Source organism: Prolixibacter sp. DSM 2831, from assembly GCF_056493735.1.
Map to the genome: position 1 here is coordinate 4,478,796 of NZ_CM151379.1, position 25,407 is coordinate 4,504,202.

Annotated in this window: 18 protein-coding genes and 1 tRNA gene; 10 read left to right on the plus strand and 9 right to left on the minus strand. The window is 45.1% G+C overall.

What is annotated here, in order from left to right:
* Positions 1-147: 147 nt before the first annotated feature.
* Positions 148-1,443 carry a hypothetical protein gene (locus AC060N_RS18590; protein WP_479525031.1) on the plus strand — a complete coding sequence of 432 codons (1,296 nt, stop codon included), beginning with the start codon at positions 148-150 and terminating at the stop codon, positions 1,441-1,443.
* 229 nt (positions 1,444-1,672) lie between these two features.
* Positions 1,673-2,821: an FAD-dependent oxidoreductase gene (locus tag AC060N_RS18595; protein WP_479525032.1), complete on the plus strand. Its 1,149-nt coding sequence runs from the start codon at positions 1,673-1,675 to the stop codon at positions 2,819-2,821.
* 91 nt (positions 2,822-2,912) lie between these two features.
* Here the strand turns inward: AC060N_RS18595 and AC060N_RS18600 are convergent, their stop codons facing one another.
* The 4 genes from AC060N_RS18600 to bglX all read right to left on the minus strand — a co-directional run bounded on the left by AC060N_RS18600 (position 2,913) and on the right by bglX (position 9,023).
* On the minus strand, positions 2,913-4,451 hold the full coding sequence (locus tag AC060N_RS18600) for an acyl-CoA carboxylase subunit beta (protein WP_479525033.1): 1,539 nt from the start codon (positions 4,449-4,451) through the stop codon (positions 2,913-2,915).
* A gap of 18 nt (positions 4,452-4,469) precedes the next feature.
* On the minus strand, positions 4,470-4,988 hold the full coding sequence (locus AC060N_RS18605; protein ID WP_479525034.1) for a biotin/lipoyl-containing protein: 519 nt from the start codon (positions 4,986-4,988) through the stop codon (positions 4,470-4,472).
* A 14-nt stretch (positions 4,989-5,002) separates the two neighbouring features.
* Complete coding sequence (gene accC / locus AC060N_RS18610) at positions 5,003-6,517, minus strand: acetyl-CoA carboxylase biotin carboxylase subunit (protein WP_479525035.1); 1,515 nt, start codon at positions 6,515-6,517, stop codon at positions 5,003-5,005.
* A gap of 229 nt (positions 6,518-6,746) precedes the next feature.
* Positions 6,747-9,023, minus strand: coding sequence for a beta-glucosidase BglX (bglX, locus tag AC060N_RS18615; RefSeq protein ID WP_479525036.1), 2,277 nt, complete (start codon positions 9,021-9,023; stop codon positions 6,747-6,749).
* A gap of 345 nt (positions 9,024-9,368) precedes the next feature.
* On the opposite strand from bglX, the gene AC060N_RS18620 reads away from it, so the two are divergent.
* Together AC060N_RS18620 and AC060N_RS18625 are read left to right on the plus strand one after the other, a co-directional pair.
* Entirely contained in the window at positions 9,369-11,216 is a 1,848-nt protein-coding gene (locus AC060N_RS18620; protein ID WP_479525037.1) for a DUF3857 domain-containing transglutaminase family protein, read from the plus strand.
* A gap of 4 nt (positions 11,217-11,220) precedes the next feature.
* Positions 11,221-13,212, plus strand: coding sequence for a DUF3857 domain-containing protein (locus AC060N_RS18625; protein ID WP_479525038.1), 1,992 nt, complete (start codon positions 11,221-11,223; stop codon positions 13,210-13,212).
* Between the two features lie 103 nt (positions 13,213-13,315).
* On the opposite strand, the gene AC060N_RS18630 is transcribed toward AC060N_RS18625, so the two are convergent.
* From AC060N_RS18630 to ald, 3 genes are all read right to left on the minus strand, one after another.
* Positions 13,316-13,825 (minus strand): hypothetical protein, encoded by a 510-nt coding sequence (locus AC060N_RS18630; protein ID WP_479525039.1) that lies wholly within the window; start codon positions 13,823-13,825, stop codon positions 13,316-13,318.
* Positions 13,826-13,863: 38 nt separating this feature from the next.
* Positions 13,864-14,721 carry a CPBP family glutamic-type intramembrane protease gene (locus AC060N_RS18635; RefSeq protein WP_479525040.1) on the minus strand — a complete coding sequence of 286 codons (858 nt, stop codon included), beginning with the start codon at positions 14,719-14,721 and terminating at the stop codon, positions 13,864-13,866.
* Between the two features lie 564 nt (positions 14,722-15,285).
* A complete protein-coding gene (gene ald / locus AC060N_RS18640) occupies positions 15,286-16,398 on the minus strand; it encodes an alanine dehydrogenase (RefSeq protein ID WP_479525041.1) in 1,113 nt (370 codons plus the stop codon).
* A 255-nt stretch (positions 16,399-16,653) separates the two neighbouring features.
* Here ald and AC060N_RS18645 point away from each other — a divergent pair, with 255 nt between their 5' ends.
* Entirely contained in the window at positions 16,654-17,865 is a 1,212-nt protein-coding gene (locus AC060N_RS18645) for a pyridoxal phosphate-dependent aminotransferase (RefSeq protein WP_479525042.1), read from the plus strand.
* 4 nt (positions 17,866-17,869) lie between these two features.
* Here AC060N_RS18645 and AC060N_RS18650 read toward each other — a convergent pair whose 3' ends face one another.
* Positions 17,870-18,736, minus strand: a complete 867-nt coding sequence (locus AC060N_RS18650) for a lysostaphin resistance A-like protein (protein ID WP_479525043.1) — start codon at positions 18,734-18,736, stop codon at positions 17,870-17,872.
* Positions 18,737-18,848: 112 nt separating this feature from the next.
* Complete coding sequence (recQ, locus tag AC060N_RS18655) at positions 18,849-21,026, minus strand: DNA helicase RecQ (protein ID WP_479525044.1); 2,178 nt, start codon at positions 21,024-21,026, stop codon at positions 18,849-18,851.
* A 228-nt stretch (positions 21,027-21,254) separates the two neighbouring features.
* Here recQ and tatC point away from each other — a divergent pair, with 228 nt between their 5' ends.
* From tatC to clpP, 5 genes are all read left to right on the plus strand, one after another.
* A complete protein-coding gene (gene tatC, locus AC060N_RS18660) occupies positions 21,255-22,118 on the plus strand; it encodes a twin-arginine translocase subunit TatC (protein WP_153640475.1) in 864 nt (287 codons plus the stop codon).
* A 52-nt stretch (positions 22,119-22,170) separates the two neighbouring features.
* A complete protein-coding gene (gene lptB / locus AC060N_RS18665; protein WP_153640476.1) occupies positions 22,171-22,920 on the plus strand; it encodes an LPS export ABC transporter ATP-binding protein in 750 nt (249 codons plus the stop codon).
* 92 nt (positions 22,921-23,012) lie between these two features.
* A tRNA-Leu gene (locus AC060N_RS18670) sits at positions 23,013-23,097 on the plus strand.
* 128 nt (positions 23,098-23,225) lie between these two features.
* Positions 23,226-24,581, plus strand: coding sequence for a trigger factor (tig, locus tag AC060N_RS18675; protein ID WP_479525045.1), 1,356 nt, complete (start codon positions 23,226-23,228; stop codon positions 24,579-24,581).
* A gap of 121 nt (positions 24,582-24,702) precedes the next feature.
* Entirely contained in the window at positions 24,703-25,389 is a 687-nt protein-coding gene (gene clpP, locus AC060N_RS18680) for an ATP-dependent Clp endopeptidase proteolytic subunit ClpP (RefSeq protein WP_153640478.1), read from the plus strand.
* Positions 25,390-25,407: the final 18 nt, after the last annotated feature.

Below are 25,407 nucleotides of genomic sequence, written 5' to 3' on the forward strand. Positions count from 1 at the left end.
GCCAACATGCGGAGGTTATCCTCAAAACAGAGCTATAATAAAAAGGAGTTTCCAATTTAACCTGTGGTTTTGTGGTGACCTCTGCTTTTCAATTCATTTTACAGAATTACTGCAGCTATGAACTTTATTAGCAAAAACCATACTTCCATGTGGAACAAAAACCTACACCTGTTTATTTCGAAATGGTTATTCAGAAGTAGCGTTGCCATACTGTTCCTCTTTGTAAGTCATCATCGTACATTTGCAAAGAATAACCATCTGCTGGTTACCGGATATACCGAATACCTTAATAACACCTGGATACCTCAGGGCGCTATTTACAGCACGTTGGGAATCGACAACTGGCAAAGTCAATCGGGGATTTATAACCGCTTTAATTTTCAGTATTCACTGCTCAACAATCTGAAGATTAACGTGAGCATGCGGAACAATTTCATATTTGGTCCAACCATAGCCACCTACAACAAATTATTCGAGCAGGCCGGCTTCAACTATAATAAGATGGCAATGGCTGACAACGGTTATCTCGATCTGACAATGAGGTATTCCGACAACCCTTCGTATCTCTTTTATACCAATTTCGACCGGGCCAACGCAAAACTGTCACTCAATAAACTGGAAATAACGTTAGGACGTCAACGAATCAACTGGAGTAAGAACATGGTTTGGAACCCCAATGATATTTTCAATGCTTATAATTATTTCGAATTCAACTACGTGGAAAAACCCGGGAGTGATGCCGCATTGGTGCAGTGGTATACCGGTAACTTTTCATCGGTTCAGTTGGCAGCGAAATTAGGCTATACAGAACTTCCTGATAGTAACGGCGTGTTAAGGAGAGAACAGAAAAAAACAATAGCTGCCATGTATCGTCTCACCAAATGGAACTATGATTTCCAGGCATTTGGAGGCGTAATGGAAGATGATGTTACTGCCGGAATGGGTTGGGCAGGCTCTATTGCCGGTGCAGGATTCACCGGGGAAGTATCGTGGTTCAGAAACCAGCAACAGTTTGCCGACACCAGCAATGTATGGGTAGCCTCGGTTGACATGAACTACACCTTCAAAAACAATTTGTTTGCTCAGTTGTCAGGCATTTACAATAGTGCAGGTGCAACCGGACCAGCTTATGCCCAAAACGGTAGTCTGTCAGGATCTTTTTCCAACCTGCTGATGAATAATGTAAATGCCAAAACTTTGACTCGTTCCCGTTTCGACCTGTTTGGCGAACTGTCCTACCCCATAACACCGCTCATCAAAATTGACCTAGCTTCCATTTACAATCCATACGACAAGTCTGTTTATGTTGGCCCAACAGCGACTTTTAGTCTTACTGAAAACCTGGCATTGTCAGCTGTTGGACAATTGTTTTGGGGTGACAGCCTTACGGAGTTCGGAGATATTGGTCAGATGTTGTTTTTCGACCTTAAATGGTCGTTTTAATTTCGCCCAAGAGAGCGTGAGAGTAAAATTGGCGTGTTCGAATATAGAGAGTAGCTGAAACATTAACGCCTGACGGTAGTAGTCAGGCGTTATTTGTCGCTGCCAGGCCAGTCTTGAAAAGCCCATGAATTTTAAAAATCCGACGAAAAATTTGGGAACGAAACCTTCAGGGTTGGCTATCGTTGGATCAGTTAAACAATTAATCTACAAACGATAAAAGGCGAATAAAATGCAAAAAATTGACATTTTGATTATTGGAGCAGGAGTAGCAGGACTCGCCTGTGCGGGATTATTGGAAAAACAGGGAGCCACTCCTCTCGTCATCGAGAAGGACACGGAAAAAAAGTTCAATAATTCGGGATACATGCTCGGACTACTGCCTCTCGGAGGACGGGTTTTATCGGAGCTGGATGCCGACAAAGCTTATTTTGACCGAAGCATCGAAATGAAAACATATGAAATACACAAAGAAGATGGCCGGCTGAATAAGGCATATCCGTTGGATTTCATAAACGAAAAGTTTGGTTCGTACCGCGGAATCGAAAGGAAAGAACTGATCCGGGTTCTCCGGGAAAAACTCCGCTCGACTGAATTACGCTTTGGAACAACGGCAGAGGCCTTTCGGGTAAAAGCGGATAAAGTGGAGGTAACCTTTTCTGACGGAACATCCCGGGAGTTTGATATTGTCATTGCTGCCGATGGCATCCATTCATCTACGAGAAAGCAATTGTGGAAACCAGATGAGTATTCCTTTTACGAAACCGGTTGGGGCGGTTGGGTTGCCTGGCTGGAAAACAAACATATGAATGCTTACAAGGAATACTGGGGCGCTTCTTCGTTTATGGGTCTATACCCGGTAAAAAATAAAATAGGTGTTTTTCTCGGCGGACCCGATGACCTGATTGATGAAAAGGGAATGAAAGGTTTTGCCGAAGAGATTAGGAAGCATGTTCACGAGGACGAAGAATTGTTACGGGGAGCATTTGATGCACTTCTCGACACCGAGAGACCATTCCTATGGAAATTTCATGACGTGCGAACGGAGAGCTGGAACAAAGGCAATATCATTTTACTGGGTGATGCTGCTGCCGGATTTCTACCCACAGCTGGTGTCGGAGCGTCCATGGCGCTTGATTCTGCTTCGGCCCTGATCGACGAACTTTCGCGAACCGACCGCGAACACCTTCAATACGGCTTGCAACTTTACGTCAAACGGCAAAAAAAACGGGTAGAAAAAGCACAGAAAGACTCGAGAGATTTGGCCAAAATCATGTTTGTTAAATCACACATGCTGGCTACCATTCGCGATTACAGCATACGATTTTATTCGCTTAAGCAGCTGGCCTCCAACATCAGCAAAACAATGGAAGGCTCGTAAATCACGATGTCTATCAAATACCCAATACTTAAAAGAAAAAGGCAGCCCGGAATTCACCCGGCTGCCTTTTCTTGTCAATTAACTTCACTATCTATAACGGAATGTTTCCGTGCTTTTTGGGCGGATTGGTTTCGCTCTTGTTTTTGGTCATCTCCAATGCCATAATCACCTTCTTGCGGGTGTCTTTCGGCATGATGATCTCATCGATGTAACCGAGCTCGGCTGCACGATACGGATTAGCGAAATTGTCACGGTAGTCATCTACGCGCTTGGCTTTCGACTCTGCATCCTTATCATTCCGGAAAATGATATTCACGGCACCTTCCGGTCCCATTACCGCAATCTCGGCAGTAGGCCATGCCAGGTTCATGTCAGCAGCCAAATGCTTGCTGGCCATCACGTCGTAAGCACCTCCATAAGCTTTCCGGGTAATTACCGTAATCTTCGGAACAGTAGCCTCAGCATAAGCATACAGCAACTTGGCTCCGTGACGAATGATACCGCCAAACTCCTGGGTAGTTCCCGGAAGGAATCCCGGTACATCCACGAAAGTAACCAATGGAATATTGAACGAGTCACAGAAGCGAACAAAACGGGCTCCTTTTACCGACGAATCGATGTCGAGCACTCCCGCCAGGTGATCGGGCTGATTAGCCACAACACCTACAGTACGTCCACCCATACGGGCAAATCCAACTGTAATGTTCTGCGCAAAATGCGGCATCACTTCAAAGAAGTGGTTATCGTCGACAACCGAACGAATGATGGTGTGCATATCGTACGGCTTGTTCGGATCCGGCGGAACAATGGTTTGCAATTGCTCATCCTCCCGCTCTACATCGTCGGTACAAGGGATGACAGGCGGATCTTCCATGTTATTCGACGGCAGATAACTCAGCAATTCCCGAATCATCATCAGAGTTTGCTCGTCATCCTGTCCGAGGAAATGAGCCACACCACTTTTCGCGTTGTGCGTCATGGCACCACCGAGCTGCTCTTTGGTTACCTCTTCGTGAGTCACTGTTTTTACCACTTCCGGGCCGGTTACGAACATGTAACTGGTATCCTTTACCATGAAGATAAAATCGGTGAGTGCCGGCGAATAAACAGCACCTCCGGCGCATGGTCCCATGATGGATGAAATCTGTGGTACAACACCCGAAGCTTTTACGTTCAGCCAGAAGATATCAGCATAACCAGCCAGGCTTCGCACACCTTCCTGAATACGGGCACCACCCGAGTCATTCAACCCGATGATAGGAGCTCCCATTTTCAGCGCCAGCTGCGTCACCTTCACAATTTTATCAGCATTGGTACGGCTCAGCGAACCACCGAAAACGGTGAAGTCCTGTGCAAATACATACACCAGGCGTCCGTCTACTTTTCCGTAACCAGACACTACACCATCACCCGGGATTTTATTCTCATCCATCCCAAAATTGGTGCAGCTGTGTGTGACTATTTTATCCAGTTCGACAAATGTTCCTTTGTCGAGAAAAACATCAATACGTTCACGGGCGGTCAGTTTACCACCATCGTGCTGTTTGGCAATTCGAGCCTCGCCACCACCGGCTTCGGCCGCTTTGTTTTTATCTTCAAAAATCCGGTACTTATCTTCAAGTTTCTGCATGAAATCTCAATTTAAAGGTCAATCTTCAAGGGATTCCAACTCAATCAATGGTTGATGTCCCTCGATGGTATCTCCTTCGTTTACCAAAATCTTTTTCACGGTCCCGTGGAAAGCACTTTTGTATTCGCTTTCCATTTTCATGGCCGATATGGTGATGACCGTTTGGCCAGCCTCCACTTCTTCCCCTTCTTTTACAGGAATACGAACCACTTTACCCGGCATAGGTGTGGTAATCACATTACCGGCTGATGCCAGATCGCCTTTCGTATTGTTTCTGTAACGGGTAAGCGCATCAATCACCTCTACCTCGTATTGATTGGTGAGGGTTTTAACGCTATAGTGGTTGGCTTTGCCTACCTCAATCATTTCCATGTTGGTCGACTTGCCGTTGTAAAGCACGGAATAAATCCCCGGCTCAACACGAACCACGTCGAATTCATATTCGCGGCCGTCGATAAGTGCCCGGTATTTTGATCCTTCCTTACCCAGCAGCTCTACGTTCGCTGTACGCGAATTGATTCTTACTTCGTTCTGCATAATTCAATGGTTGATTAAAGTCGGAGTACACTTTTACGTCGTGCAAATTCTTTCCAGGGAGATGATTCACTTTTACCGTTTTCGGTCGGTTCCGAAACCAGTTTCTTCATCTTCTCGGTGTAGTCGAGATAGGCAATAAACAGTGCCATATCCTCACACTCTTGGTTACAATCGGATGGAATTTCCATTACCTCCGGATTCTTCTCGATGAAATGAGTGTCGTAATTGCCGGACGCAAAATCTTCCGCTTCCATAATTCTTTTCAGGAATGGAATGGTGTTTTTCACACCGCTGATCTTGTATTCATACAACGCCCGTTTCATCCGTTCGATAGCTTCACCGCGGGTTTGTGCCCACACGATCAGCTTGGAGATCATCGGATCGTAATAAATCGGGATTTCATAACCTTCGTACACATAACCATCGGTACGTACGCCCAATCCAAGTGGTTCAGTGATGTGCTTAATCAGACCCGGACTCGGCATGAAGTTGTTCTTCGGATCTTCAGCGTAAATCCTGCATTCGATGGCATGTCCGGTTTGGGTAAGTTCTTCCTGTTTGAAAGGCAGCTCTTCGCCATTGGCGACCATAATCTGCGCTTTCACCAGGTCAACACCGGTTACCCTTTCGGTAATGGGATGTTCTACCTGCAAACGGGTATTCATTTCCAGGAAGTAGAAATTATGGTCGTTATCGACCAAAAACTCTACCGTACCGGCTCCTACGTAATTCACCGACTGGGCTGCAGCAACAGCCTGTTCGCCCATTTTGGCACGCAATTCAGGTGTCATCAATGGCGACGGTGTTTCTTCAATTACTTTCTGGTGACGGCGCTGTACGGAACATTCGCGCTCGAAAAGATGAACGGTATTGCCGTGTTCATCTGCCATCACCTGGAACTCGATATGGTGAGGCGACTCGATGTATTTTTCCATATACACCACGTCGTTGCCAAAGGCGCTGCCGGCTTCGGAACGGGCCCGCCGGTAGGAACTTACCAGTTCACTTTCCTCCCTTACGAGGCGCATACCTTTACCACCACCGCCAGCCGATGCTTTGATCATGATTGGATATCCAATCGAATCTGCTGTCTCTTTTAATTTGTCTTCGTCTTCAATAAGATCACGGGTTCCGGGAACAACCGAAACGCCCGCGTCCATCATGATTTTCCGTGCAGTCAGCTTATCGCCCATTGCCAAAATGGCGTCCGGAGAAGGACCAATAAAAATCAGTCCGGCTTCTGCTACCCGACGTGCAAACTCCGCATTCTCGGAAAGAAATCCGTAACCCGGATGAATTGCGTCGGCTCCTGATTTCACTGCCGCATCCATAATCTTGTCGATGTTCAAATAACTCTCAGACGATGGAGACGGTCCGATAAAACAGGCCTCGTCGGCATAACGAACATGCATGGCACTGCGGTCGGCCTCTGAAAATACTGCCACACTCTGAATTCCCATCTCGCGACAGGAACGCATCACCCGCACCGCAATTTCACCACGGTTCGCAACCAAAATTTTTCGGATCATAAGAACTTTTGATTATTAAATTCGGACTAAATTATAGTTTGCTATTGAGTTTTCAAAATATGTTAATAAATTAATATTTTCGAACATTTTGTTATAAAATCTGAATTTTGTATTGACAAACCTTCAGGGTTAACAATCAAAACCCAAAAATGCTTAAAAGAATTTTTCCGGCATAAACGAAAAAACCCCGCAGATCACTCTGCGGGGTTTAGGCCTTGTTAAATTCAGTCTATTTTAAAACAAAGGAGTTTTCCTGTACATCATCGGAGTTGGTTCCAACAAATACTTTGAATTCTCCCGGTTCTGCTTTCTTCTTCAAATCGGCACCATAAAAGGCCAAATCATCTGACGTTAACGTGAAAGTCACTTTCTGCGACTCACCCGGTTTCAGAGCAATCTTTTGGAATCCCTTCAATTCCTTTACCGGACGCGATACACTACCCACCAGGTCGCGGATATACAATTGTACAACTTCTTCACCGGCTACTTTTCCGGTATTCTGCACATTCACCGAAACATCCAGTTTTCCGTTCATGCTCACTTCGTGCGAGCTGAGCTCAACCGGCGAATACTTAAATGTAGTGTAACTCAAACCGTAACCAAACGGAAACAGCGGAGTTTTCTTTTGATCGGTATAATGTGACCAGAAGACAGTTCCTGTCGGATCCGGACGGCCTGTACTTTTGTGATTATAATAAATAGGTAATTGTCCAACGGCGCGCGGGAATGAAACCGGCAATTTTCCGGAAGGATTGTAATCACCGAACAATACATCAGCAATGGCGTTTCCGGCTTCGGACCCAAGATGCCAGGCCTCAACAATAGCCGGAACGTGTTCCGCCATCCAGTCAATGACCAGTGGGCGACCATTGGTCAGAACGACAACCACATTGGGGTTCGCAGCGTAGACCGCTTTCATCAGCTGTTCCTGCAAGCCTTTCATCCTAATTTCCGTCTGACTGCGTCCTTCACCAGTTTGAAAACAATTTTCGCCAACAGCCAAAATAACCACATCCGCTTTTTTTGCTATCTGACGAGCAGCATCAAATCCGGAACTATCGGTGGTATTGAATTTCAACTCCTTGGTAAAACTGGGCTGACCAATGGTTAACGGAGCACCTTCGGCATAAAGTATTTTATTGGGATCAGCAACCGCTCCTTTTACTCCTTCAAGCAATGATACCGCAGAACCGGTAATCGCCTGGGCTCTCCAACTTCCCAGGGGAGAATCCTTATCAGCTGCCAACGGACCAATCACCGCAATGGTTTGCCCTTCTTTTTTCAGCGGAAGCAGGTGCTCATCGTTTTTCAACAGAACAATGGAATGACGGGCAACTTTCCGGGCTGCCGCCAAATGTTCCGGAGTAAGAATTTCGGTTTTCTCCCGATTCTCATTACTATATTTATATGGATCGTCGAATAGACCCAATTCGAATTTCACGCGCAGAATACGACGAACAGCATCATCAATCAGCGATTCGTCCACTTTTCCGTCCTCTACTAACTTCTTCAGAGAAGTGATGTAGCAGTGACCTTCCATGTCCATGTCACTACCAGCTTTAATAGCCAGCTCGGCTGCTTCAGCTTTATTGGCTGCCACGCCGTGAGGAATCAGCTCGCCGATAGAGTTCCAGTCGGAAACCACAAAACCTTTGAAGCCCCATTGTCCTTTCAGGATGTCACGCTGCAAATGAGCACTGGCAGTCGCTGGTGTTCCGCCAATTTCGTTGAAAGAGTTCATCACGGTAGCGACACCCGCTTTAACAGCAGCTTCGAATGGTGGCAGCACGGTGTTTCGCAGCGTGTGCTCGCTGATGTCGACTGTATTGTAATCGCGACCCGACTCCACAAAACCATAAGCAGCGAAGTGCTTGGCGCAGGCGGCCACCGTATTGTCGCTCGACAAGTCGTCGCCCTGGAAACCATGGACGCGGGCAGCAGCAAATTTAGCTCCCAGGTATGGATCTTCGCCCGAACCTTCCATCACGCGGCCCCAGCGTGCATCGCGACTGATGTCCATCATCGGGGCAAACGTCCACTGTAAACCGGAAGCCGATGCCTCAACAGCAGCTACATGGGCAGAAAGTTTTGCCAGTTCGGGTTCCCAGCTGGCTGCTTCGCCCAACGGAATCGGGAACATGGTTTTAAATCCGTGAATCACGTCGTAACCGAAAATCAGGGGAATGTGCAACCTGGAGTTTTTCACCGCCAGCTCCTGTGTTTTTCGGGTAGCGTCGGCCCCTACAACATTCAACATCGAACCAACGGCACCAGATTTAATTTCCTGTAACTGATGCTGTGCCGATGCTCCCATCGGTGCGGGCCCGGTCATTTCCCATTGGCTGGTGTACTGATTTAACTGACCAATTTTTTCATCCAGTGTCATTTTACTGAGAAGATCATTTACTTTCTTCTCAATGGCTTCATCGTTTGCTTTTGGCTTCAATGCGTACAAATTATTGCCCAGGGTTAGAAATACAAGTAGCAGAATCGCAGACCATTTCATGTGTTTTGTTTTTAATTGTTCAATTACCACATGGAACTCGCCACGACCATCCTGCTCCGATAGGAAAAGTTGATTCTCAGGGCTCGTTTCATGTTAATTTGTTTTAGTTGTGTTATATCTGACAAGTTGAATCAACCCAATTGATCCGAAACAAAGGAACGACTTTTCTGTAAAAAACAGAAGTAATTGTACAATAAACAAGATGCCTTTTGAAGCAAAACATTTTCAAAAGCATACTAAACACTCGCATTCAACTGCTTCAAAACATATCAGAAGCTCCTAATAATTCCTATTTTCAACCATTCGAAAAGAGTAACCTTTCGGACCAACAATAACCATTTAACCATGTACAAGTATTTAGGAATTCTCTTGCTATTCCTGGGATCTCCTTTTTTCGCCAAAGCATCAGTCGATGCAATGACCGTCCGGTATCTGTCGAATTATACTATAGAAAAAGGCCGGTTAACACTGGAAAAGAAAGTTGTTATCCAGATCAACAATCAGGAAGGACTAAAGTACGGAACTATTTATATTCCGTATACCGCAAAAGATAAGATATCCAAACTCGAAGTCCAGATTGAAAAAACCAGCGGAGAGCTAATCAGAAAAATAAAGAAAAGTGAGATTCAGGATGTCAGTGCTATATCCGATTTCTCATTGTACGAAGATGATTACGTCAAGAAAATTCCGGTTCGCTATAACCGTTTTCCCTTTCGCATCAGTTATTCGTACCAGATTTCCTACCACCGTTTTTTTCAGATTACAGACTGGATACCGATTATCGATACAGATGTTCCGACCTTGAATGCAGAACTCCGCATTTCGACACCGCTTCATTATCCCATCAAAATTTACCGGCAACACATTGAAAAAGCAAAAGCGTCTGCAGATAACGAAACGATGACTTACCTCTGGAAAACCTCCGTACCGAAAATTCCGGATGAAGAAGTTTTCTCGCCATCGGTCTACAGTCTTCTGCCCCGGGTCGAGGTGGTTCCTAAAAACTTTGAATATGGTAGCGCCGGAAGTTTTAGCAGTTGGCAAGCCTACGGAAAATGGCAATCGGGATTACTGAAGGAAGCTGATGACCTTCCTGAAAAGGAGAAAACAACAATCCAAAATCTGGTCAGGCCACTTGATACCCCCATTGAAAAAGCCCAAAAAATCTATCATTATCTGCAGGACAACACGCGTTACATTAATGTCAAACTGGGAGTCGGCGGATTAAAGCCTTATCCGGCGTCCTATGTCTCCACTAATAAATATGGCGACTGCAAAGCATTGACCAATTACATGAAAGCATTGCTGGAAGCGGCTGGCATTCAGGCATACTGCTGCGACATTTACGCCGGCGGTACCCCCCGACCTGTTCTCGACAGCTTTCCTTCGCAACAATTTAATCATGTTGTCCTGATGCTTCCGCTGAACCAGGATACCACATGGATTGAGTGCACCAACAATTCTATTCCTTTTGGCTATGTAGGAACTTCCATTCAAAACCGGAAAGCCTTTTTGATTGATGAACAGAACAGCCAACTAATTCATACACCGTCACTATCGCCTGAACAGGTTCAAAACAGATGCGTGATTGATTACGATGTACATCCGAATCAAAAATGCGAAGCACACTATCATTATACCTTCCGGGGAAATGCTTTTGGTCTTTTTAATCAGTTGTACACTTCCTACCCGGCCAATGTACAGGAAGACTACATTCGCGACTTTCTTCCCGAAAAGGATTTTACACTGAAAAGCTGGAAACTCAGCAAAACTAACAGGGAAGCATCGACAATTACGCTGGACGCTACGTTGGAGCTCAATCATTTTGGGAAAATGTACGGTGAAGACCTGGCAATTTCTCCCATTCCGTTAAGCATCCCGAGGTTTGAAGCTCCTAATGAGCGAAAACTACCGGTTCAAATGAGCTATCCCATCTGTTCTCAGGATTCCATTGTATACCACTTTACCCAGCCGGTAAAACTCGACGAGATACCGGACTCCGTTTCCATTGATAATGCGTTTGGCTCTCTGGAAATGCAGGCAACTGCTACCGATAAGCAGCTGACCCTGAAAAGGCGTTTTATCATTAACAGAGGAAATATTGATTTGACTTCGTACCCTGCTTTTTACCAATTCATTCGAAACATTAAATCGAAAACTAACCTGACATTTTTAACGACAACAAAATTATAATCTCATGAAAAAACATTGGCTAATTGCTCTTCCGCTGTTATTATCGTTTTCTACTTCGTTTGGAGTAGTTCCTGACAAGCCCAGATTCGTTTACGGGCAAATCACCAAAGAAGATTTAGAATTAAAATCTTCTGACTTCCCAGGAGATCCGGGCGCTGCATATGAATTCGACATGGGTAAATCCGGATTTATCGTCAATAAACAAGAGTCGGGGTTCGATGTGACCTTTGAACGAAAAACCCGCATCAAAATATTCAACAAAGCCGGATACGACTATTCGGAAATTAAGATTCCTCTGTACACGGATGGCAACACTATTGAACAAATTTACAAACTGGAGGCCTGCACCTACAACTGGGAGAATGGCAAAATTACCAAGACACCTCTCGACCTGAAAAATGTGTACGAAGAAAAAATAAATGCAAACTGGATAGACAAGAAATTCGCCATGCCGAATGTGAAAGATGGTTCCATTATCGAATATTCTTACACCATCATTTCACCCTACAAATTCAACCTCCACGACTGGTATTTCCAGCATCGGATTCCAACAGTGTACAGTGAGTATTCGGTAGCCATGATTCCATTTTATGAATATGTCTTTACACTTCAAAGTCCCGCAAATCCGGATGTACAGGAATCATACGAAGACCGGAGTATCAGCCGTCGTTTTGGTACCGTGGAATATCACAACATGATTCACCGGTTCGTGATGAAAGACGTGCCGGCTTTCGACGACGAAGAATATATTACTTCAGATGAGGACCACCTTCGGAAAATCGATTTCCAGCTTGCGGCTATTCATTTTTCCGATGGACACTCGACGGAAATCATCAGCACGTGGCCCGATCTGATTAAAGAGCTTTTGAAAGACCACGATTTCGGGAAATACATTAAATCCAGCAAATCATATATCAAAAAGAACTTCAATGAAAATGAGATAAAAGGCAAATCGGATAACGAAAAACTGGCTTACGCTGTCGATTACGTCAAGAAGAACTTTTCGTGGGATGGAAGGTACGGTAAGTTTGCCTATAAATCGTTGAAAGAGTTCACCCGCGAACAGACCGGTAATATTGGTAACCTGAACCTCTTCCTGACTGCTCTTCTTCAACAAATGGGAATGGATGCCGAACCGGTTATACTCAGCACCCGTGCTAACGGCCAGATTCACTCACAGTATCCCATGTTGCAGGGTTTCAATTATGTAGCTGTGTTGGTTAAAGTGGGCGACAAACAGGTTTTAGCCGATGCTTCGGAACCCTACTGCCCGTTCGACTTGCTACCTGACCGGTGCCTCAGTAACAAAGGATTAGTGATTAGAGAAGATGCGCAGGACTGGGTAAATCTTCGTTCCTATATGCCGTCGTCTACCATCAATAATATTCGGATTGAATTTACTCCCGGTCTCGATTCCATTCAGGCTAAAATCAAACGTCAGGCAACTTTGTATGATGCTTTCCGGTTACGCAAGGCGTACAAAAAAGACTCCGACAACGTAACGGCACCATTCAAGGACCATGGAATGACCATTCTTGGGAATGTTATCACGGAAAACATGGACAATGCAGCTGAACATATTGCCATGCAAATGAATGTCCAATCACCAGATGAGATCATCAAAGACCGCATTTATGTTGCCCCTTTCCTCAACCTTCCCGTGTCGGAAAATCCGTTTAAACAGAATAGCCGAACGTACCCCGTTGATATTACGTACGCCAAAACCCGGACATTTGTGGCCACTATCACCATTCCTGATGGTTATACCCTACAATCATTGCCGGATGAGTACACCGTCGACAACAAAAGAATCCACATCGGGTACAAAGGATTGCATTCGGGTAATCAGGTTGTGATTACTGCCACTTATGCTTTGAAAAGACCGGTTTATGCTGCGTCCGACTATGGCAACCTACAATTCTACTTTACAGAAATTATCAAAAAATTCAATCAGAAGCTGGTATTTGTTAAGTCAGATGGTCTGACAAAAAGCTAACAACAAATGCCCGGTTAAGCCGGGCATTTGCTTTTTTTTAAGTCACTTCTGTTGAAGTACAGAAAAGTTTAAGATATTCGGATTCGTATATAAATTCCACTATTCATTCTGCCGAACTGATGTAACACTTTACTGTTCGGTTCTTTGCCTGATACAGAGTGACCCCATATTTTCCCATCAGCGTCCGCTGTAGCAGTTCCGTGCTGTCTTTCGGGATAACCCATGTATATTTCGTTCGGTTTTTTGAAAGACAGTTCACTTTCATCGGATAGAGTCCCTCTATTTTATCTGCCAAATCTCTTATCGTTGCATCCTTTAAAACAAAACTTTTGGGTACTTCTTCTCCCTCATTCAATACTGAAGTATCTTCTTCTGTCTTCACAAACTGACTTCTGTACAACACCCAGTTCCCCGCAGAAACAAAAAAGAGTTGGGCTTTGAGGTTATATTTTTTCAGGAGTTGCTGAAAGACAAAACGTCTTGCCATCTTGAAATCATCCATGCTTTCTTTATTCCTATCGGAGAAATGCAGGTCGATAACCCGGTTAGCAACCACGGTATCTTCAAACACAACTTCTTCCGGTCGAAATGGTCCCAGCTTAGCAAGAGCCAAACGTACAGTTGCATGTGTAAAGTCTATTCCATTACGCCCTATCTACTACCATTGTAAACCGGCCTCTTCGCATCTTCAATTTTTAGTTGATATTTTCCCGGAGCAGCTACATTTCCAGGATAATCAATAACGACTTCGTTCTCGAATATTTTATCCCTTGGCATTCCCGAATTAAATAGCAAGACAGGAAGAAGTAAGAAAATGGCATTGTGTAACCCATGTAACACGAATCCCCACCAGAATCCAAAGCGCACCCGCAGGTAATCCAAATTCAATCCGGCAAAAATCTGGGGTAGAACAAAGATTGGCGATAAAATAAGAATCGTTAACGTCACAGTGTAATTCTGCAAATGATAAAACCCAAACAGAATGGTAGTTAAATAAAAAACCAGCGCAGACTTTCGCCGCCAAAGCCTTCCGATAACGATATATATCCTGCGTTGGAAAACTAAATAGGTAGCCAGCAGCAACAGTCCGACTAGAACAGCAATAATATTCGACCGCACATCAAGACTGTGAATTGATACCAACAACAATACTCCATTGAGGTACAGCAATCCGATAAATGACAAAACAAAATTTCCTTTCTTAGGTCGCAAGTGTGTTCTGAATGTCAACTCCTCCAGCAACGGAACAAAAACAGTTACTACCAAACTCCACTTAAGTAAACCATACTTCTGATGAGAAATCGGAATTTTGTGCACCTCTACATCCGGAGCAACTATACCTCTCAATTGGTAAACGAGCCAGGCCAACAAGGCGCTGATAGCGATATCGATAACCAAAACAACCAAGAAATTCAGAAGTTTGGTGGTAAACCGTTCCTTTTTGTAGTTCAGATTGGGGTGTAACAGGAAATTCCAATAAGCTTTCAGGCTATTTTCTTTCGGGGGCATTTAGTTTTGTTTGTTAGGTTAGGATTTATAGTTCTTCTTGCTCTCTTCATCAGTAGTCTCACCGTTGAATCAAAGTCAATGCTTGCTTCAGTAAAAACTCCCACCCAAAAAGACTGCAGGATAATTTTGAACCAGAAGACTTTTCTCTAACATCGATAAAATTCAAATGCACAATTCAGTATTTCAAGGTTAAACTTCGATTAACGCCTCAGAAAAGAAAAACTGATCAACATCAAAAATATGATGTGATCAGTTTCAAATCCTGAAATCTTTTTTCCCTCAAAATACACTTGCTATTCGGAGCAAAAAGTGGAGTGGAGAACTCCTCAATATCTGTCTTGGACTTCGTTTGTTAATACCCGGATTTCGAAAAAGGTTACCCCTCTTTTCGAAAAAAATAAAGAATGTTTGAAGTTTACAATGTTGACAAACTCCAATTTTTCAGAGTAGCTTTTTCAATATCAATTACTTTCTTATGTTGATAACATTCGGAGAAGCGCCCACAAAAAAGAGGCCGCCAATAAATATTGACGACCTCTCGGTTTATTATCGGAAAGCGACTGCTTACAGTACGCTGTCTACATCGTAATAAGTAAGTCCGAATGCCTCGGCAACACCTTTGTAAACGACTTTGCCGTCTACTACGTTCAGACCTTTCTTCAGCGAATTGTCTTCGCGGCAAGCCTGCTTCCAGCCTTTTTCTGCCAAATCGATAGCGTGAGGCAATGTAGCGTTGGTCAGTGCCAGCGTAGAAGTACGCGGAACAGCACCCGGCATGTTGGCTACTGAATAGTGAATCACATCGTCGATTACGAAAGTCGGATCGTCATGCGTTGTTGGACGAGTTGTCTCGATACAACCACCCTGGTCGATAGCTACGTCAACCAATACCGTACCCGGCTTCATGGTTTTCAGCATGTCGCGGGTAATCAGGTTCGGAGCTTTAGCACCCGGGATCAACACGGCACCAATGATCAAATCGTGATCTTCAACCATCTTACGGATGTTGAATTCGTTCGACATCATTGTCTTTACGTTAGCCGGCATGATATCGTCAAGGTAACGCATGCGCTTCAGGCTTACGTCCATGATGGTTACATCAGCACCCAGGCCAGCGGCCATCTTGGCAGCTTCGGTACCTACAATACCACCACCAATAATCAAAACTTTGGCAGGATGTACTCCGGGAACACCACCCAACAGCATTCCGCGTCCACCGTAGGTTTTTTCGAGGTACTTAGCACCTTCCTGAACCGACATACGACCAGCTACTTCCGACATCGGAACCAGCAACGGCAGTGAACGGTCGGGCAACTCAACGGTTTCGTAAGCCAAACATACCGACTTGTTGCGGAGCATGGCGTTGGTCAACGCTTCAGAAGAAGCAAAGTGGAAGTAAGTGTAAAGCAACTGACCTTCGCGAATCAATTCGTACTCAGGTTCAATCGGCTCTTTCACCTTGATGATCATTTCGGCCTTGCCGTAAACATCCTCAATGGTCGGGAGCATTTGTGCACCGGCTGAAACATATTCCTCGTCGGTGAAACCACTTCCCATACCTGCTGTAGCCTGAATATATACTTCGTGACCACGCTTAGTCAACTCTGCTGCACCGGCAGGCGTTAACGCAACCCGGTTTTCGTTGTTTTTAATTTCCTTTGGAACTCCTATTATCATGACTAATTATTTTTTGGGTATGTTCCAAAAATAGAGGAAATAATCTCACTCTAATATGACGAACCCCCATAATTTTAGACTATTCAGCTTAAATTAACATATCACTCGTATGACCAATTTAAAAATTGAGTTTTTATGATTTTTTGATACTTTTTCCAATATTAATATTACAATAATTAAACATACCCCCCCATTTGACTGACAGTTTATAATATTAACTTTGCCTCTTTCAACATGAAAGTTTAAGATTGCAGGATGCCTAAAATTTCACAACGCGGGGATTTATTACCCGAATCATCGATACGAAAGCTGGTACCTTATGCTGAGAAGGCCAGAGAGCAGGGGAAAAAGGTGATACAATTAAATATTGGTCAGCCCGATATCAAAACCCCGCCACATGCTATTGAGCGTATCCGGAATTTTAATTTCGAACTGATTCCTTACGGACAGTCGTACGGAAACGATTCGTACCGGAAAAAACTGGCCCAGTATTACCGTAACCGGAAAATCGATGTCGAATACACTGATATTCTGATTACCACAGGTGGATCGGAAGCTATTTCATTCACCTTTATGGTTTGCTTTAACCCGGGTGACGAAATTATTATTCCCGAACCGTTTTATGCAAACTACCGCTCGTTTGCGGTCGGCACCGATGTGGTTATCAAACCTATCACATCACATATCGAAGACGGATACCAGTTGCCTTCCATTTCGGAATTTGAAAAGGTCATCACTCCCAGAACAAAAGGCATCTTCATTTGCAATCCCAACAACCCGACCGGTTATCTCTATTCCCGGGAGGAGTTGGAACAATTGCGCGAGTTGGTGCTCAAGCACGATCTTTACCTGATCTCCGACGAGGTTTACAAAGAGTTCGTTTACGACGGATTTCAACATCACTCGGTCATGGAATTGCCTGATATCGAGGATCACGTTATCATGATCGACTCCGTATCGAAACGATTCAGCGCCTGCGGTATCCGGATAGGTTCGGTTGTTTCGCGCAACAAAGAGCTCATTGCATCGATACTGAAGCTGGGAATGGCCCGGCTTTGTCCGCCTATCCTTGGGCAGGAAGTAGCCGAAGCCGCTGTCGACAGTCCTCCCGAATACATGGAAGAGGTGTATAACGAATATCTTCGCCGCCGGAATTACTTCATCAATGCCCTGAACGAGATTCCCGGTGTTTATTCACCCATGCCCCGCGGAGCTTTTTACTCCATGGTGAAACTGCCGGTCGAGGACAGCGACCATTTCTGCCGCTGGTTGCTGGAAGAATTTGAACACAACGGATCAACCGTGATGTTGGCTCCGGCTTCAGGCTTTTACAGCACCGACGACAGCGGGAAAAACGAAGTGCGCGTAGCTTATGTCCTCAACGTGGAAGACCTGAAAGAGGCCGTTGCGTGCATTCGTGAGGCGCTGAAAGTTTATCCGCAGCGTACACCGGAAGCAGAAGGCTGATGTTCTATTCGGCTGATTCGGTAACCGGATGTTGGTAAAACTGACGGTAACTCAACCAACCGCCTAGTGCGAGAAGTATAACCAATGTCACCACAGAAGCATTCGGTCCGAAAGAGCCTCCGGTCATATTTTCACTACCGCGAAGCCAAATCAGGAAGATTCCGTGAGAACGTGGACTTCCGCTGACGGAAAATCCGAAAACCGGTCCCTGAACGAAGTTCCAAAGGAAGTGGAGTCCAATTGGTGCCCAAAGATTTCTTCCGCGAATGCGAAGCAAACCCAGAACAATACCTAAAAGGCTAACATTAACCAACGCAATGACGTTAAAATTTCGGTTGGCCATGTGCATCAGCGCAAACACCACTGCCGATAAAATCACTGCCAGATAGACAGGCATCTGCTTCGTGTAATAACCGAGCAGATACCCACGATACAAGAATTCCTGATACAGCGCCACAAAAAGGTAGTACAACAACAGATATGACAGGCTCTGCACGTGGAAATTGCCTTTCCCCAACCCTACCTGGTTCATCGACATAAGGATGAAGGTGACAACAACAATTACTCCGGCGCCCAGCAAACTACCGTAGCCGAATTGCTTTAAGTTGAAACGACTTCTCAGCATCTCTACCATCGGGCGCTTATCGATAAAGCGGACTAGCAATAAAATAGTCAGAAGGGCGGCCAGAAAAGTTATCATGGCCATTATCATCTGGTTGTGGGGAACTTCGGCGTACGAACGCGGCGAAAATCCGGTACCTTCAATTTCTCCGCGCAGGAAGTAATACAATCCGGTAAGTCCCAGGAGTACTGCTACAAATACTACATGCAACAGGACAGTCCTGAGGAGAACAAGTAAGACTTTTTTCATCGGTTGGTTAGTTAGTTTGCCGATTTAACGGCCGGTTTTCCGGTTAGTGTAAAAAAAGAGAACCTGCCTTCAGGCTCTCTTTATATTTCGGTTATAGTTGTTTGTCAAAAATTTAATTTGCCATCTCACTCATGAATTTTATCCGAACCAGCCGGACTTCTTCTTCGCTATACTCCTCGCCCAGTTCAGCCATCGCTTCTTCCAATGAATCACTTTCAGCATCTTCCCTGAAGTACGCAAAAATATCATCTACCTGGTCATCATCGAGTACGTCGTGTAAATAGTAGTCGATGTTCAACTTCGTACCCGAATTCACGATGGCTTCTATCTCGCTCAGCAACGCGTCCATATCCTGATCTTTCGAGGAAGCTATTTCGTCAAATGGAATCTTCCGGTCGATACTCTGGATAATGAATACCTTATTCTTCGATTTATTGGCTACCGACCGGTACACCATATCCTGCGCCCGCTCAATGCCTTTTTCTTCCACATATTTGGCAATCAACTCCACAAATTCCTTCCCGTAGCGCTTTGCTTTTCCCTGCCCAACGCCGGCAATTCCCTGAAGTTCATCCAATTTTGTCGGATACTGAATGGACATATCGGAAAGTGACGGATCCTGGAAGAGCACAAACGGCGGCAAATTGAGTTTCTGCGCCATTTTCTTACGTAGCTCTTTCAACATTTTGAACAGTTCCGGATCGCCGGCCGATGCACCCTGTGGTGGTGCGGGTTCCTCATCCGCTGCTTCGTAATCGTGATTCTTGACCACCAAAAACGATTGCGGATTTTTCACAAAATCACGGCCCTCATCTGTCAGTTTCAGGACACCGTAATTCTCAATATCCTTCCGGAGAAAACCAGCTATAATACACTGACGGAATACGGCATTCCACAATCGCACGTCGTATTCTTTCCCCGAACCGAAAATTGACATTTCGTGGTGACGAAAAGATTTTACAGCTGCGGTATCGTTTCCAATCAGAATATTAACAATGTGTTCGCCCTTGAACTGTTCTTTCACCTCCTCAACCGCATTCAAGGCCAGAACCACCATTTCTTTTCCTTCAATCTGCTCTTTCGGATTCATGCAGTTGTCGCAGGCACCACAGTTTTCGGTTTCATAATGTTCGCCGAAATAATGCAACAGGATGGTCCGGCGGCACAAAGCACTTTCGGCGTAAGCCACAGTGTCGAGTAACAGCTGTTGACCAATTTCCTGTTCGGCGACGGGTTTACCCTGCATAAACTTCTCCAGCTTCTGGATATCCTTGTAACTGTAGAACGTAATGCAATGCCCTTCACCACCATCTCGTCCGGCACGACCGGTTTCCTGGTAGTAACCTTCCAAAGATTTAGGAATATCGAAATGAATGACAAACCGTACATCCGGCTTGTCGATTCCCATTCCAAAAGCGATGGTTGCCACAATGACATCTGCCTCTTCCATCAGGAACTTATCCTGATTTCCCGAACGGGTAGCCGAATCCATACCGGCATGGTAAGGAAGTGCCCTGATGCCATTCACCTGAAGCGTGGCGGCCAGCTCCTCTACCTTTTTCCGGCTGAGACAATATATAATACCCGATTTGCCGGGATTTCCCTTGATATACTTAATGATTTGCTCAACAGGCTTCGTTTTCGACCGGACTTCGTAAAAAAGATTCGCCCGGTTAAACGACGACTTGAAGACCTTCGCATCGAGCATCCCTAAATTCTTCTGAATATCGTGCTGCACCTTCGGGGTAGCCGTCGCAGTAAGTGCAATAATAGGTGCATGCCCAATCTCGTTAACGATGGGCCGTATCCGACGATACTCCGGACGGAAATCATGTCCCCACTCCGAAATACAGTGCGCTTCATCAATGGCGTAAAACGAAATATTGACGTTTTTCAGAAACTCAATGTTTTCCTCTTTGGTCAGCGATTCCGGGGCCACATACAGTAGCTTGGTCCACTGTGCCAACACATCGTCCTTTACCTTTTGAATAGCTGTTTTAGTCAGGGATGAGTTGAGAAAGTGGGCCGCTCCTTCTTCCGTACTGAAACTGCGGATGGCATCCACCTGGTTTTTCATTAATGCGATTAGGGGGGATATGACAATGGCTGTTCCTTCCTGCAACAAGGCTGGTAACTGGTAACACAACGACTTTCCACCGCCGGTGGGCATCAAAACAAACGTGTCGTTACCGTCCAGCACACTCTCAATAATCTCCTCCTGCTGCCCCTTAAACCGGTCGAAACCGAAATATTTCTGTAATTGGGCAGAAAGAGAAACACCTTTATTCATAATCTAATCTCCTTTAACTCTTAAGGCCGCTCCGACATAGCCTCCACTAAGATATCTAAATAATATTAGTAGTACAAATTCGCTCCAGCCAGCAGAAGTTCAGGCAAAAAACGGTTTTCGATTTCAGCGCCCAAACCTAAAAAAAAAGGCCAAAGATTGTATATTTGTCTGGAATTTTATTGGAGTAACATTCTCCAAAATAAACCCAAACATGCTAATTTGAATCTGATGGCTGAACAGGAAAAATTACCTGGCGGAAAATCAACGAACGAAAATAGGAAAAAAAAGGATGAGGAGATGTCTTTCCTTGAACATCTGGAAGTTTTAAGGTGGCATTTGGTTCGTGCGGTGGTTGCCGTGGTGATTTTTGCTATCCTGGCTTTCGCCAATTACCACTTCATTTTCGATACGTTGATATTGAAGCCCAAGACACCGGAATTCGCTACCAACCAGTTTTTCAACTGGATTTCGCAGGTGCTGAACATTCCGGCTTTGGCCATTAATGACAAGCCGCTACAGATTATCAATATTAATATGGCCGGACAGTTTGCCACACACATCAAGATTTCGTTGTTGGGTGGTGTTATCCTTGGATTTCCTTATTTGTTCTGGGAATTCTGGCGCTTTATCAAACCGGCCCTGTACGAGAAAGAACAAAAATATGCCACCGGAGCCGTGGTCTATAGTTCGCTTCTTTTTATTCTGGGTATCCTGTTTGGTTATTACCTTATTGTACCGCTTTCGGTCAACTTTCTTGGCTCATACGATATTAGTGACCAAATTACCAACCAAATTAACCTGAGCAGCTACATCAGCACGGTCAGTTCCATCGTGCTGGCCGGAGGGATTGTTTTTGAGCTCCCCGTAGCTATCTACTTCTTAAGTAAAGTAGGTCTGGTTACACCCGCTTTCATGAGGAGATACCGGAGGCATGCATACGTTGTGCTCTTGCTTCTTTCGGCCATCATCACACCGCCGGACGTATTCAGCCAGATAATGGTTTGTTTTCCACTGGTTTTCCTGTATGAAATCGGAATTGTTATTTCGAAACGTGTGGCGAAGAAACGCGAAGAAGATTTGCTCGAGGCGTAAGGTGTCCCCGTCTGTTCATTATTTTTATCTTTGCAATTCAATCCATTGAATTATGAAGCTTAGGGCTGAAAATATTATAAAAAAATACCGGAAACGCACCGTAGTAAAAGGGGTGTCGATTGATGTGAAGCAGGGAGAAATTGTTGGACTGCTGGGACCGAACGGTGCCGGAAAAACCACTTCATTTTACATGATTGTCGGACTGATTCGTGCCAATGGCGGCCGTATCTTCCTCGATGAAAAAGACATTACTTCGTATCCGGTGTACCGAAGAGCCCAGTTGGGCATTGGTTACCTGGCCCAGGAAGCTTCTGTTTTCCGTCAGCTAAGCGTGGAAGACAATATCAAGGCGGTACTGGAAATGACCAAGTTTTCGACAGAGTACCAAAAAGAAAAACTGGAATCGCTGTTGGATGAGTTTGGTTTGCAACGTATCCGGAAAAGTAAAGGTATTCAGCTCTCGGGAGGCGAACGTCGCCGGACCGAAATTGCCCGGGCTCTGGCTATCAATCCGGCCTTTATCCTGCTGGATGAACCGTTTGCAGGAGTCGACCCCATCGCGGTAGAAGATATTCAGCAAATTGTTTACCGACTGAAAGACAAAAATATCGGCATCCTCATTACCGACCACAACGTACACGAAACCCTCTCCATCACCGACCGCTCGTACCTGCTGTTCGACGGAAACATTCTAAAAAGCGGAACTGCAGAAGAACTGGCAGCCGACGAAGATGTGCGCAGGGTTTATCTCGGGAAAAACTTCGAACTGCGGAAAGGCAAACGGGAAAATACGCCAGAGTAGATGCTCATTCCCGTCATTCCAAAGTGCTTAATTAATTGCTCACAATTTAGTTGTTTTAAAAAATAACACTATATTTGCACCGCCAAAAAAAAGCGGACGTGGCGTAATTGGTAGCCGCGCCAGACTTAGGATCTGGTGCCGTAAGGCGTGTGGGTTCGAGTCCCTCCGTCCGCACCATTACCTTAACCGCCTTCGCTTCCGGGTGCCGGATTGCCGAGGCGGTTTTTTAAATGGATGTTTTTAGCAGGAAGGGACGCTCGACGAACTCTTCCCTCAGGCATTTTAAATCACTCAAGAAAAACGTTATGAACATCACCAGAGAGAACATCGATGATTTGAATGCCGTTGTCAGGCTGACCGTTGAAAAAAACGATTATGAGGCAACGGTGAACGAAACACTGAAAGATTACCGTAAGAAAGCTAATATGCCTGGCTTCCGGAAAGGGAAGGTTCCTGCTGGGCTGATTAAAAAAATGTACGGAAAGTCGCTGCTGGCCGAGGAAGTAAACAAGATTCTCAGCCGCGAGCTCATGAAATATATCAGCGAAGAAAAACTGGATATTTTGGGCGAACCGCTTCCGAACGAAGAAAAGCAGCCGGCGATTGACTGGGATAATGACGAAAATTTCGAATTTGTTTTCGATATCGCTATGTCACCGGAAATCAACGTTACCCTCGATAAGCGTCGTAAACTCCCTTACTATGTCATCAAGGTTGATGAAGATTTGATTGACAAACAGGTAGAAAGTTACACCAACCGTTTCGGAACCAACGAGCCGGCTGAGGAGGTAGGCGAAAAAGAAACCGTACGCGGTGATTTCGCTGAGCTGGACGCTGACGGAAACGTAAAAGAAGGTGGTATCGAAGCCAACGATGTTTTGGTTTCTATCGACCTCATCAAAGACGAGGATATCAAGAAAAAATTCCTGGGTGCCAAAGTAGGCGACGTGATTCGTTTCGATCCGAAAGCAGCTTTCCAGAACGACCACGAAGTAGGTCACATGCTGAACCTCGATCACGATGCTTCGCACGAACTGGATGCTGAATTCAACTATACCATCAACGTGATTAACACTTTCATTCCGGCTGAAGTGAATGAAGAACTGGTCACCAAAATCTTTGGTGAAGATTCTGAAGTGAAGACCGTTGAAGATATGCGCAACAATATCGCTAAAGACTTGAAGGAAAACCTGAAGTACTCAAGCGACTACCGCTTCCTGGTTGATGCCAAGGAAACACTGACCAAAGGTGCCAAAATCGAGTTGCCGGAAGCTTTCCTGAAGCGCTGGCTGGTAGCTACCAACGAAAATCTGACGGCCGATCAGATTGATACTGATTTCGAAAATTTCCGTACCGATCTCGAATGGCAGTTGATAAAAAACAAGCTTGGCAAAGAGAGCGAACTGAAAGTGGAAGAAGCTGAAATTCGTGACATGGCTCGTGAAATGGCACTCATGCAGTTCCGTCAGTACGGTATGATGAACGTACCGGACGAGCACCTAGACCAGTTTGCCAACTCGATTCTCCAGAACGAAGAAGAGCGTCGCAGAATGGTAGAGAAAAAGCTGGAAGACAAAATTCTGGAAGTCATCAAAGAGAAAGTAAACATCGAAGAAAAAGAGGTGACCCAGGAAGAGTTCGATAAGCTCTTTGAAAAATAAACAGGGCAACCGCCTTTAATACCATATTTTTATAACTTTGTGGAGCGGACTATCTTCCGTGCAATTCATGCACAGACGATTGTCCGGTATCACAAAGTTTTTTTATTTAAATCAACCAAGTATGAATTCAAATAGTGACGAGTTTCGTAAATATGCGACCAAACACATGGGGATCAGCAGTCTGACCCTCGATCGCTATAATTCTGTTTACGCCAATTATATTTCCCCGACCATTATTGAGGAACGTCAGATGAACGTTGCCTCGATGGACGTGTTCTCCCGTCTGATGATGGACCGCATTATCTTCCTCGGCGTTCCGATTGATGATTATGTAGCCAATATCATCCAGGCGCAGTTGCTGTTCCTCGAATCATCCGATCCGGGAAAAGACATCCAGATTTATTTCAATTCTCCTGGAGGTTCGGTTCACGCCGGTTTGGGAATTTACGATACGATGCAATACATCGGATGTGATGTAGCAACGATCTGTACCGGTATGGCAGCATCGATGGCAGCTGTGTTAATGACTGCCGGAGCTGATGGAAAACGTTCAGCACTGCCCCACTCCCGAATCATGATTCACCAACCCATGGGTGGTGCACAGGGACAGGCGTCCGATATCGAAATCACGGCTCGTGAAATCATGAAACTGAAGAAAGAGCTGTACGAGATCATTGCCAAACACAGTAATCAACCTTTTGATAAAGTTGAACAGGATTCAGATCGCGACTACTGGATGACCGCTCAGGAAGCCAAAGATTATGGCATGATTGACGACATCCTGATAAGAGGAAAAGAGAAGAAGTAACGTAAAAAGATTTCTTGA